The 12,071-nt window shown below is 43.6% G+C and carries 13 protein-coding genes; 6 read left to right on the top strand and 7 right to left on the bottom strand.

The window, feature by feature from the left end:
• Window positions 1-2: 2 nt before the first annotated feature.
• From HC752_RS05040 to kdgR, 3 genes are all read left to right on the top strand, one after another.
• A complete protein-coding gene (locus HC752_RS05040; protein ID WP_190334028.1) occupies window positions 3-1,163 on the top strand; it encodes an ABC transporter permease in 1,161 nt (386 codons plus the stop codon).
• Window positions 1,163-2,857 carry a dipeptide ABC transporter ATP-binding protein gene (locus HC752_RS05035; RefSeq protein ID WP_190334027.1) on the top strand — a complete coding sequence of 565 codons (1,695 nt, stop codon included), beginning with the start codon at window positions 1,163-1,165 and terminating at the stop codon, window positions 2,855-2,857. The genes HC752_RS05040 and HC752_RS05035 overlap by 1 nt, the downstream gene beginning before the upstream one ends.
• A 651-nt stretch (window positions 2,858-3,508) precedes the next feature.
• Window positions 3,509-4,297 carry a DNA-binding transcriptional regulator KdgR gene (gene kdgR / locus HC752_RS05030; RefSeq protein ID WP_190334026.1) on the top strand — a complete coding sequence of 263 codons (789 nt, stop codon included), beginning with the start codon at window positions 3,509-3,511 and terminating at the stop codon, window positions 4,295-4,297.
• Between the two features lie 32 nt (window positions 4,298-4,329).
• Here kdgR and HC752_RS05025 read toward each other — a convergent pair whose 3' ends face one another.
• From HC752_RS05025 to HC752_RS05000, 7 genes are all read right to left on the bottom strand, one after another.
• A complete protein-coding gene (locus tag HC752_RS05025) occupies window positions 4,330-4,584 on the bottom strand; it encodes a hypothetical protein (RefSeq protein ID WP_190334025.1) in 255 nt (84 codons plus the stop codon).
• A gap of 730 nt (window positions 4,585-5,314) precedes the next feature.
• Window positions 5,315-6,211 (bottom strand): LysR family transcriptional regulator, encoded by an 897-nt coding sequence (locus tag HC752_RS05020; RefSeq protein ID WP_190334024.1) that lies wholly within the window; start codon window positions 6,209-6,211, stop codon window positions 5,315-5,317.
• 577 nt (window positions 6,212-6,788) lie between these two features.
• Window positions 6,789-7,373, bottom strand: a complete 585-nt coding sequence (locus HC752_RS05015; protein WP_190334023.1) for an NAD(P)H-dependent oxidoreductase — start codon at window positions 7,371-7,373, stop codon at window positions 6,789-6,791.
• Window positions 7,374-7,386: 13 nt separating this feature from the next.
• Window positions 7,387-7,941: a cysteine hydrolase family protein gene (locus HC752_RS05010; RefSeq protein ID WP_190334022.1), complete on the bottom strand. Its 555-nt coding sequence runs from the start codon at window positions 7,939-7,941 to the stop codon at window positions 7,387-7,389.
• Window positions 7,942-7,979: 38 nt separating this feature from the next.
• The gene (locus tag HC752_RS05005) at window positions 7,980-8,582 is read right to left on the bottom strand and encodes a LysE/ArgO family amino acid transporter (protein ID WP_190334021.1); all 603 of its coding nucleotides are present in this window, start codon (window positions 8,580-8,582) and stop codon (window positions 7,980-7,982) included.
• A 155-nt stretch (window positions 8,583-8,737) separates the two neighbouring features.
• Window positions 8,738-8,878 (bottom strand): hypothetical protein, encoded by a 141-nt coding sequence (locus tag HC752_RS24750; RefSeq protein WP_238930416.1) that lies wholly within the window; start codon window positions 8,876-8,878, stop codon window positions 8,738-8,740.
• Window positions 8,853-9,212, bottom strand: a complete 360-nt coding sequence (locus tag HC752_RS05000) for a WYL domain-containing protein (protein ID WP_238930415.1) — start codon at window positions 9,210-9,212, stop codon at window positions 8,853-8,855. Before HC752_RS05000 ends, HC752_RS24750 begins: the two co-directional genes overlap by 26 nt.
• 123 nt (window positions 9,213-9,335) lie before the next feature.
• On the opposite strand from HC752_RS05000, the gene HC752_RS04995 reads away from it, so the two are divergent.
• The 3 genes from HC752_RS04995 to HC752_RS04985 all read left to right on the top strand — a co-directional run bounded on the left by HC752_RS04995 (window position 9,336) and on the right by HC752_RS04985 (window position 12,040).
• Window positions 9,336-9,464: an entericidin EcnAB gene (locus tag HC752_RS04995; RefSeq protein ID WP_238930414.1), complete on the top strand. Its 129-nt coding sequence runs from the start codon at window positions 9,336-9,338 to the stop codon at window positions 9,462-9,464.
• 198 nt (window positions 9,465-9,662) lie between these two features.
• Window positions 9,663-10,685: a Gfo/Idh/MocA family protein gene (locus HC752_RS04990; RefSeq protein ID WP_190334019.1), complete on the top strand. Its 1,023-nt coding sequence runs from the start codon at window positions 9,663-9,665 to the stop codon at window positions 10,683-10,685.
• A 341-nt stretch (window positions 10,686-11,026) separates the two neighbouring features.
• On the top strand, window positions 11,027-12,040 hold the full coding sequence (locus tag HC752_RS04985) for an acyltransferase family protein (RefSeq protein WP_190334018.1): 1,014 nt from the start codon (window positions 11,027-11,029) through the stop codon (window positions 12,038-12,040).
• The last annotated feature ends 31 nt before the right edge of the window (window positions 12,041-12,071 follow it).

Raw genomic sequence — 12,071 nt, 5'->3', positions numbered from 1 at the left:
TCATGACAACGTCTACAATGAACTGGTTTGGTCGCTTACTTAGACGACAAAAGAAGCCGCTTGACTTGAGCACCGCAACGCAGTGGCAGCTTATTGGCATTAAACTGCGTCAGCATAAATTGGCGTGGTACAGCATTTGGTTTTTGGCTCTGATTTATTTTGTGGCGATTTTCGCCGAGTTTTTTGCACCGTTTGATCCCAGTGATAACTGGCGTCGCTACACCTACGCGCCTCCTCAGTCGGTTAGCTTATTTGAAAGCACGGATGACGGTTGGCGCTGGGCACCCCACTTGGCCTTTTACAAGAGCAAAACGGATATTCGTACATTGAAGCGTCATTACACACTTGATGAAAGCAAGAAAGTGTACTTCGAATTTTTCGGTAAAACGGATCGCTACAAATTGATGGGATTCATCCCGATGAGTTACAAGTTCATCGTGCCGGAAAACCCACGTCAGCCATTCTTCATCTTTGGTTCAGATAGAATGGGGCGCGACATGCTTTCCCGCCTGATTTATGGCGCAAGAATCTCACTGTCTGTTGGCTTGATGGGGGTCTTCACCACTTTTGTTCTTGGGATTTTGATTGGCGGTATTTCTGGCTACTTCGGTGGCACCATAGACAATTTCATTCAACGAAGTATCGAATTCATGAAGTCGATACCGACTCTGCCGCTGTGGATGGCCTTGTCGGCGTCGCTGCCTTCAGAATGGAGTTCGCTTACCAAATACTTCTTGATCACCATTATTTTGGGGTTGGTTTCTTGGCCAGATATGGCACGGGTGGTGCGCAGCCGATTTATGTCGCTGCGAAGCGAAGAATATGTTGCCGCGGCTTGGCTAGATGGTAATAGCCCATTTGAAATCATTCGTCGATACATGGTGCCGAACTTCTTAAGCCACATTATCGCGGTGGTAACATTAGCGATTCCAGCCATGATTCTGGGTGAAACTGCGTTGAGTTTCCTTGGGTTGGGGTTACAAGCGCCCATGGTTAGCTGGGGTGTGTTATTACAAGAAGCTCAAAATATTCGAGCATTAGCCGAAGCATCTTGGTTGCTTATTCCGGCGGTGGCCGTTGTTCTTGTGATTTTGGCAATGAATTTCGTCGGTGATGGTCTGCGTGATGCATGCGATCCATACCATGATCAGGGAGCAAAATAATGGCTGAGAAAATTCTACAAGTTAAAGACTTAAACGTAAGTTTCCCGACCAGTACCGAGCATTTTCATGCGGTAAAAGGGGTGTCGTTCGACCTCTACAAAGGTGAGACACTGTCGGTTATCGGTGAGTCGGGGTCCGGTAAATCGGTGACATCGAGTGCCATCATGCAATTGCTGGATCGCCCCGGTCGGATTGATTCAGGTGAAATTTTACTCACCACGGATTCTGGGCAAATCATCGACATTACACAGATTGACCCAGGCAGCAAAGAAATGCGTGCTTTAAGGTGTTTTCACTTTTCTTTGGTATCACAGGAACCGATGGCTGCATTGAGCCCAGTGCATACGGTTGGCGACCAAATTAAAGAAGTGCTGTGTTTGGTTGACCCAAGCATTAGCAAGAAGTCCGCTCACCAAAAAACGGTTGAATTGCTGACTCAAGTACAAATGCCAGAGCCAGAAAGCCTCATCAACAAATACTCATTTGAATTGTCTGGTGGGCAACGTCAGCGCGTTGTGATTGCCATGGCCATTGCGAGCCGTCCCGACATATTGATTGCCGATGAGCCAACTACCGCACTGGATGTGACAACTCAAGCCGAAATTTTGGCGCTGTTCTCACAACTCCAAAAAGAGATCGGAATGGCGATATTGTTCATTACTCATGACTTGGGGGTTGTGGCTCAAATTTCTGATAGGGTGGCGGTCATGGAAAAGGGTGTCTTGGTGGAGTGTGGCAGTGTACGACAGATTTTTGAACAGCCAGAGCACCCGTATACCATTGAGTTGATGTGTGCGACTCGGGCACTAGAGAAGCCCTCGAAAGTGAAAAAGCCCTTTTCGTTGATTAAAGGGGAGAACGATCAGCCAATTTTGGACGTGATATCAGTCAGTAAGCAGTTTGAGAAACCGGCAAAACTGTTCCAGAAAAAGCAAATCATGACAGCGGTGGACGATGCAAATCTTGTGCTTCACCCTGGGGAGTCGTTGGGTATTGTCGGGGAGTCCGGATCAGGGAAAAGCACGCTCGGTCGGGCGATATTGGGAATGGCTCCTGCCACTTCCGGCTCTATCCAATATGTTGATAAACAAGGCGAAGTAGAGTTAGAACTGTCGAATTACAAACGAATGAGGCGTGACCCACTGTTTGCCGACTTGCGTCTGATTTTCCAAGATCCTTGGTCGTCACTCAACCCAAGAATGACGGTGTTCGATATTATCGAAGAGCCGCTAAAATTGCTTCGCACGGAAATGAGCGCCAAGCAGCGTGAAAAACGGGTAAGAAACATGATGAAGTGGGTTGGGTTACCCCCCGAATTTTCCAGCCGATTCCCACATGCTTTTTCGGGTGGTCAGCGGCAGAGAATTGTTATCGCACGTGCTTTGGTCACTTTGCCAAAAGTGGTGATTGCTGATGAAGCCACTGCCGCGCTCGACGTATCCTTACGCTCGCAGGTGTTGGATTTATTGATAGAGTTTCAAAATACCTATGGAACGGCATTCATTCTGATAACACACGATATTGCGACAGTGAAATATTTTTGTGACCGTGTCATTGTGCTTCAGCATGGCAAAATTGTGGAGCAAGGAAGCGTCAACGAGGTTATTTATGACCCACAGCAGCCCTATACTCGTGAATTAATCTCGGCGGTTCCGGTTGCCGAGTTGCCTCCTGAAACCCAAGTGACGGCATAGCCGATGTATAACCGTTTGGCGTATCAATGGAAAGTAACCTTGAATTCCGTTTGAGGTCGTTTGACCCGCGGTAATAAGTTGTAATAAATAGTGCCTCCTTTACTGGAGGCTTTTTATAGATATGAGACAGAGAGTTATAGCTGTGAGACAAAGACTTGAATTTATTTGGGGACGCGTATAAAAAGCACAGATTACAGGCGGCGCAATCGATTTTTTGGTTTAAAATCACTCAATTTTCAAACAGGTGTTTTGTTAATAAAGCGTAAATAGTTATTAGTTGATAAAACTAGTGCTATTTAGGTTTAAATATTTAATTAATTGAGCTGAATATGTAAATTTAATATTCGTTGCAGCGGTAAAATAAGACGACTAAAATTGAAAAGTGAAAGTAGCTAATTCCAGATAATTCATTTGTTTAAAGAAAAAGTGTGAACATCAACCTAGGTTGAGTTCAAAAAAAAAGTTTAACACTCTTTTTTTTTATAGAACATTATTTTAAATTGGTTGCATGATTTTGGGAATACAGAGGCAAATCTATCGTTTTGGTCTGTTTTGTTCCTATTAAAAGTAACGGATTGGCAATTTTGCCACTGGCTTTGGCAGGGGACGCTAGAGCTTTTTACCCATAACCAAGCTATTTGTGGAGTAATAATGACAACAACAAAGCAACCTGAATCCGTATCTTCGGTTTTGAAAACATTTGGTATCTTGCAAGCACTGAGTACACAAAAGGATATTGGTATCAGTGAATTAGCTCAGCGTCTTATGATGTCTAAGAGTACCGTCTATCGCTTTCTACAAACCATGAAAACATTGGGTTATGTCTCTCAGGAAGGCGAAAGTGAAAACTATTCACTCACGCTAAAGCTGTTTGAGCTTGGTGCAAGCGCGTTGGAGTATGTTGACTTGGTGGATCTTGCTGACATTGAAATGCGCCGAATTTCGGATCTGACTAACGAGGCTTTGCACTTAGGGGCGCTCGATGGTGATGGCATCATCTATATCCACAAGATTGACTCGAAATACAACTTGCGTATGCAATCGCGTATTGGGCGTCGTAATCCACTTCACACCACCGCTATTGGTAAAGTACTGTTGGCGGAGCGAGATGAAGAAGACATTCGTCATATCCTGTCGGTTGTGGAATTCACCAAATCGACCGAAAATACGCACGCGAATGTCGAGTCATTACTTGGTGAATTGCCGACAGTGAAAGAGCAAGGTTTTGGTGAAGATAACGAAGAGCAAGAAGTCGGGTTACGTTGCCTAGCCGTGCCCGTTTACGATCGCTTCAATCAAGTTGTTGCGGGCATGAGTGTGTCCTTACCAACGATTCGTTTCACCGAAGAGAAGAAAATGGCGTACATCGCTGAACTTCATGCCGCCGCTGAGCGCATCTCTCTAAAGCTTGGCTGCAAAGCGTATCCTCACGGGAAATAACGATTCTTCATAGACAGAAAATGAAAGGAAGGTTAGCGAGTCATAGACTTTAACCTTCCTTTATTACTTGCCATTGTTCTTCTTTTCTTCTTTTCTTCTTTTCTTCTTTTCTTATGAATCAGCGACTTTAGTGCGGTCTTTTCATTGTTGCCTGTTAGTGCGCTGCTGTTGGTTAGTACGATGCTGTTGGTTGGTACGCTGCTGTTGGTTAGTACGATGCTGTTGGTTGGTACGCTGCTGTTGGTTAGTACGATGTGTTCGTGCTGGTAAAGCTCTTCAGACTGCACGGCTAAACAAAAAATGGCATGTGTACAGCTTCTACTTAAGCCATTCGAATCAGAACGTATTCAAATGGTCGAAAAATAAATTTGCATTTATTCGGTTAATCGTTTTGGAGATGAATATAACGATAGTGGTAAAAGTTTGAATATTGAAAGCGCAAAATGAAACCGATTGAATAATTTATCGTATTTAAGACACCGAAAATCCTAATTTACATTTTTATGACGCAGGTATTACAAGTAATTTGAAAGTTTTTAAAGTGATTGATTGTTATTTTCTTTGATGAATTAAAAAATACTTTAGATAATAATCATATTACTTAAAACACATTTCAGTTTTTATCTATTATCTAGTGCCGCCTAATTCGATATTATTACTTTGCTAGGTCGATAGTGATTTATCTATTGATTGTGAATGAGTCCACAATGAAATGGGTATACGCTACTCATCCTTATAACTCAAAAGAAAACAATTCGTCAGGAGGTGCTTTATGGTATTTAAGGTGCTGCTTACATGCAGTACATAATGGCTAAACATAATAAGAAATACAATTACGTTATGCCGAAAAACCATTTATAGGTTTTGTTCGTAAAATAAGCAGTTATGCTTGTCCATATTCCGCCGTGACAGGAATAATGGATGTAAACTTTTAACTATCACGCTACTACTAAGTCAGGTTCCCGCAAAGGCTTTGCTCTTCGTTCAGGTCCTTGAATCATCAACCTTGCTGGTGATTTAATGCAAAGCCTTTGCTTTTTTTAGCTCTGGTTTAAAAAAGGTTTTTAACGCTTCAAGCATAACATCGACTTTCTTAGGGACTGTTCGGCAGATGGTTAGAGCTTGTACTTTAATATCAGACCATGCTATGTGATTTAAAACACAGGTGAGTTCCCCACGTCTCAAGTATTCTTCGGCAAGAGGCAGTGGTAATAGGACTAACCCTTGTCCAGACAGAGCAAATGAACGAGCCGTCATTTCATTATTAACTCTGCATCGAATCTTTAATCTGCGCTTTTCTTCAATTTCTGCGTTTCTACAGACGACCTCGATGGCATCGCTGTCTGAATTTACAACCCATTGGTGGTTGATGAGATCAGAAGCCACTTGTGGTATGCCAAAAGTAGAAAGGTACTGTTCAGAGGCACACAACACACGTGGGATGCTGCCTAACGGGCGATAGACTAAGTTGCAATCCTTAGTTTCACCAAGCGTAATAGCAATATCGATGTTTTCTTGAACGATGTCTCTCATTTTGTCATCCGCAATGAGGTTTAGCCGAATATCTGGGTAAGTAGACAGGCACGGGGCAAGAGCATGAGCAATGGCTGTCTGTGCTAAACCAGTGCAACACGTTATGCGTACATCGCCTTTTACACCCTCACGACAATCGGATAACTTTTGCTCTAAGCTTTCAAAGTGTGAACGCATTTGACTGTAGCCTTGCAATAATATTTGCCCGGCTTCACTGACGGATAAGCCACGAGTGGAACGGTGCAATAATGTCACCCCTAGAGCGCTCTCAAGCTGGGATATGTTTTGGCTGATTGCAGAGGGGGACATCCCCAATTTTTTGGACGCTGCTGTCATACTTCCTGCACTGGCAACAACAGAAAAAATACAGTACCGCTTCATATTTTCCAAAGTACTTCTCCAAATAGAAAAATTTATCAACAAATAATAAGAAATGTTTCTCGAGCACTTTCACTAATTTTTAAATCAAATCAATGGTTATGAAAACAGTTCATAAAGACAAATATGTGGGTAAAAAGGAAATGAGTATGGGAATTGTATGATCACCATGGTTAGCTTTTTCCTAGAAAAAAAATGTATGTCTTATTTTTAAGCTCATACATTTTATAAATCTTATTGAATGATTATCAAGTCAATTTTCTGAAAGCAGATTGTATTTCCCGATTGTTTTTTTGCAAAAAAAAAACAATCCGTTTCATTGCAGATTATATTTGGAATGGTTGTCACTCTATGTGTTGATTTTGTGTGTGATTCATTCAACTTTAGTGCTGAAATTGACGGTAATAATACAACCACAGTATGTAACAAAATATTTCAATATTGGGTGGTTTAAGAGATGAGGTTCGATATGTTTCGCCCTGAGGCGCTTATTTGTTCCTTGGTTCGCCTGTAAAAAACTACGGGTATATGCTTAACGCTTTCCCCAAACACTTCAAAGGACGCCCTATAACCTGATTTGCTACAAAATCTTACTTTTTATCTTGGCCACAAACCGCGCAACTTTATTGGGCTTGGCGACCTCACTTTGGTACAGAGAAAACATTTGGAAGGTGCAGTTCTTAGCGCACGCACCAAGTAACGCAAATTTCAATATTTTGTAGACTGGGCGACGCAATACAAAGCGATCAACCCACCATGGTGATCCCAGTGTAGTGATTGCGGTGACTTTCTTTAAGTTCCCCAAATTAGGGGTAATGGATTTCATATCTTCGGAGTGGTTGTACGCCCTTCCCGGTACCCAAACTCGGTCAAACCAACCTTTCAATATAGCCGGAAAGTTAAACCACCAAGTAGGAAAGACCAACACTATATGTTCTGCGGTCTCAAGCTGTTCAATATCGGATTGCACGTTGGTGGCATCGAACGGATCGGCGTAGTAGCTTTTGCGCTCACGTTCGCTTAATACAGGGTCGAATTGCTCTTCATACAAGTCTTTAACGGTAACCGAATGCCCTTTGGATTTAAGATGTTCAATGACTTCCTTTGCCAGATGTTGGCAAAGGCTGGATGGAATCGGGTGGGTTACAACGACCAATGTGTTCATGATACTTCCAGCGTCATGTGAGTGAGAGCGTATCTTGAGAAATGCACTCAGCCACAGTGATGGCGGCGAGCTTAACCCCAAAGCTTTGAATGGCAGGGAGTGTGCAATTGTGATGTTCACGAATGGCAGCGCCACTGGCATGAGGCTTATCATGCGTGGTGTGCGCATCTGAAATCAGTGTGACCGGATAGCCCAAACCTGCGGCGCGTCGAGTGGTTGTGTCTACGCAAAACTCTGTGGCGTAACCGCACACGTATAAGTGCTGGATACGGTGCTCGTCGAGTAGGGCCTGTAAATGGGTGTTATGGAATGCATCGGGTGTGGTTTTATTGATGTATGAATCAGACGTTACTTGTTCTAAATCTTGGTGTACTTGCCAGCCTTCACTGCCCATTTCAACGATGGAGTTGGGGGCTTCATGTCGCACAAAAATAACCGGAATGTTGTGTGATCTTGCCCAGTTTGTTGCCTGATTGATTCGGTTGATGACTTCTTTTGTTTGATATGGCTGAGGTTTAGGTTCCATTAAACCTTGTTGTACGTCGATAACAAGAAGTGCGGATTTCATTCTATGGTGTCCTTTTATTAACTTACGCTAAGGGGGGGTTATCCAAACAACAAACTCACCGCGATAAAGAGCATCATAACGCCGACGAGAAACTCTAGTATTTTCCATGAAGACGTTTTTTGAAACAAGGGCTTAAGTAATTGTGCGCCATACCCTAGACTAAAAAAGAACACAAACGATGCGCTGGCTGCCCCTAACCCAAAGTATAACTGGGTGGCTTCATACTGAGTGGATATAGACCCAAGCAGCACCACGGTATCCAAATAAACGTGTGGGTTGAGCCAGGTAAACGCAAGGCATATCAAAACCGTTTTCTTCCAAGACGTTTCGGGTTCACCAGAAAGGTTCATCGCATGAGACTCTTTTAATGCGGACTTAAAACTCAAGAAAGAATACACCAGCAGGAACGCCGCGCCACCCAAACGTGCGATTTGCTCAATAGCGGGAAATTCTTGAACCAATGCGCCAAAGCCGGATATCCCCATTGATATAAGAATGGCATCGGACGTGCCGCACACCAAACACACCAGAAAGACATGTTGCTTTTTTATCCCTTGCTTAATCACAAAGGCGTTTTGTGAACCAATGGCCAAAATGAGCGAAAGGCTAAGGCTAAAACCGGCTATGTATGTTGATAACATTCAAATCCCTTTTGTATTGCTATTGATAGAATTACCTTTGGAATAAGCATGCCTGAAAAGTGACTAATTACTCAAATCGTTATTCTGATGGCGTATTAGTCAAGCTAAAGAGTGGAAAAATAGACCCGAGAGAGGGCACAAATCAATGCTGGGTTCTATCGATTGTTAACCGTTTCAAAGTGCATTTCAGTGTTGTTCGCTTTTATTCGACCATTCATCCATTCATCCGACGTTGTTGTCACTGGGTGCTCATTGGGAAAGACCACTATGTCAGCCGATTCCTTCGCATTGGTCATATTGGGCTTTGTAAGCCGCAAGGTTTTTCTCCTCTTCCTCTTCAAAATACTCATCACTTAACACCATCGATTGAATGCGATCGAGGCGGAAATGGTGCAAGCTCTGCCTTGTTGCGCGTATGCATTCACGAAGGTCAGAGAAACTGATGCTCCACGGGAGAAGCGCATCACTTGGCATGGAGTAAGTGGTGATCTGTTGGAATTCGCCTTGAAGCTGAGCTGGCAGGATCGCCTGAATTTTTTCAAGAGCGCTCGTTGCTTTCAGTGAAAACGGATCATCTGTCCATTGGCGCACCATGCTGATACCAAGACAATCGGTGAATGAGCGCAACATTCTCATTGATAAGCAAATGCTGCTAAACCCCTTACATTCAGGTTGTTAAGTATAGGCATTGCTTTCCCTTCTTTGTTAGAATTTACGGCAAGATACTAACGAGTAAGGATTTACATGATGAGAATGTCGTTTTTAATTGTTGCCATGAGTTTTGTTCTTGGCGGTTGCGCCAAAACTTGGGAAGGCGTGAAAGACGATTCGTCTGAGATTTGGAAAGAGACAAAAGAAACGATCCACGACGCCACTGAGTAACACACTCACTTTCCATTGGATTGGTGGTTATGATTAACAAGAAAGCAGCGTATTGTCATAACAACGCTGCTTTTTTGTTTTATAGGGCGATAGGGTTTCAGAGGTGAAACGCTGAACAACTGAGCGGCTTTGCCCCATATTCAATTGCCTCATCTCTCGCTACACTGCTGCGCATTAAGTGAAAGGGTAGGATGAACAATGAACGCATCAAATAACAAGATAAAATGGGGCATTGCTGGGCTGGGAAACATCGCGAAGCGTTTCGCGACGGCCTTAACACAGCATAGTGATAACGCAGAGCTCTATGCGGTGGCTGCACGTGACTCACATCGAGCCCAAACATTTGGTGAAGAATATGGATGCCACACCGTTTATGGCAGCTACGAAGCGTTGGCAAAAGACCCCAACGTACAAGCCATCTATGTCGCGACAGTCCATCCCTATCATCAACCCTTAACGGAACTGTTTCTTTCACATAACAAACACGTCTTGGTGGAAAAGCCTGCGTTTACAAACGTGGCAGATTGGCTTGCCATGCGCGCCTTAGCCCAAAAGCAGGGTGTGTTGTTGTTAGAAGCGATGAAAACCGTGGCATTTCCTGCCTACCAAGCACTAAAGCACTACCTTGTTGAAAATAACATTCAGCTTACGTCGATCGAAGCTGGCTTTGGTAACGAGCACGATTTCGACCCAGACTTGTTCATTTTTAACCACGAGTTAGCAGGCGGAACCACACTGGATGTGGGCGTTTATGGCTTATGGTTGTACTGCGATTTGTGTGACACGCTCGGTGTTAAGGTTTCCTCTCCATTTGTTAAAATGTCGACTTCTTTTGAGCAATCCAAAGTAGACGAAGATGCCCTCTTCACATTTGATGGCACGATCAGTGGGGTGATTTCTGCGTCTATTGTCAAAAACCTGCCTCGTGCGGCAGTGTTAAAAGGCAGAAACGTGACCATTACCCTTCACGAGAAATGGTGGAATCCAAGCCATATTAGTATCGAAACTCAACATGATTGTTTTTCTATAGACCAGCCGATAAAAGGGAATGGGTTTGAATACGAGATAGAGCACTTTTCACAGCTCCTGCTGGATAAAAAGTGTGAATCTGCTGTTTTAAAACCCCACGTGACCGAGCAGGTATTGTCGATTATGGAGCAAAGTTTAGAGATAGCGGGCTACGAGCACCTAACGAAGAGGCAAGCCGTTTTAAGGGGATAGTGCGTGCTACTTCGCGGTGAATAAACTTAACTTAATGATATTCATGGACAGTACTGGATATCCCTTTTCTCATCCCTCTATGAATACCCGAGAATCATAAGCCTTTGAAAGGTACTGAAGACAAGCGCAGCAAATGGTTGGCTAGAATGACTAGGTGTATTTTGTTTGTGTGTGGGGGTGTACCTAGAGCACAGGAAAACTCAGTAAGCTAAAAGGAAAAGCACGAACAAAAAGGAAAAGAGCGAACAGCTTCAAATAAAAGCCCCATTAATTAGGCCACTATTTGAAATATAAGAATCGCTACGGCTATAAGCCAAATGGACAGCAAAATAGGACAGGATGTGAAAAATAGAACGGATTGGGTCGACTATGCCAAAGGAATTGGCATTCTTCTTGTGGTGTATGGTCATGTTGCGAGAGGCTTATTCAACGCCAAGATAGACATGCCAGCTGCATTGTACTTCAGAATAGACAGTGCGATTTACAGTTTTCATATGCCGCTGTTTTTCTTTTTATCGGGGCTGTTTTTTTACCATTCGTTTTCCAAACGAGGCACAAAGAAACTGATGTTCAGCAAGGTAGACACCATTTTCTACCCCTACGTTTTGTGGTCTTTATTGCAAGGCAGTATTGAAGCCGTTCTATCGACCTACACCAATGGAAATGTGTCTTTTAGCGACGTTTTAGCGCTGCTTTGGGCGCCAAGAGCGCAGTTTTGGTTCTTGTATGCGCTATTCTTTGCGTTTTTGGTCAGCTCTATTGTGTACACCACTGCCTCTAAGCCCTTGGGGGGAGGGTTCTTTGTTATTACCGTTTTACTGTATGTGTTTGCCTCATTTTTACCAGACTTTACTTTCATCAAATTGTTATCGAAAAACCTCGTCTTTTTCATTTTAGGCATCATCTTCACCCAATATAGATTGGAGCGCTTTCTTACCTCTGGCGCAGCATTGGGGGCGACGTTCGTTTTGTTTGTCTTCGTTCAATGGGGATATCACGACTTATTGGGTTTGGATTACCGCCAGAGAGGTGCAGAATCATTGATTGTCGCAATTTGCTCGATAGCCTTTGTAACCTCGCTGTCTATCACGATCTCAAAAGGGGCGTTTGGCTTTTTGAAAACGCTAGGAGCGGCGTCGATGGCGATTTATGTCATGCATGTATTGGCGGGCAGTGGTGTGAGAGTGGTGTTAACCAAAGGAATGGGCATTGAATCGGTGTCGATACATTTGGTACTGGGTATGGTTGTCGCGACATTAGCACCATTAGCCGCCTATCAAATTATTGAGAGGTTCCGTATCCCCTTTATTTTATCTGCGCCAATTTCACGTTGGTTCCAGCCCCGAAGTCAGTGAGCCAGGTCATAACGTACCCGATGACGTTGCG

It is taken from the genome of Vibrio sp. S9_S30, from assembly GCF_014694455.1.
In the GTDB taxonomy this organism is placed as follows: Bacteria; Pseudomonadota; Gammaproteobacteria; order Enterobacterales; family Vibrionaceae; genus Vibrio.
Note: the sequence above shows the minus strand (reverse complement) of the source record. Positions and strands in the feature narration are given on the sequence as shown.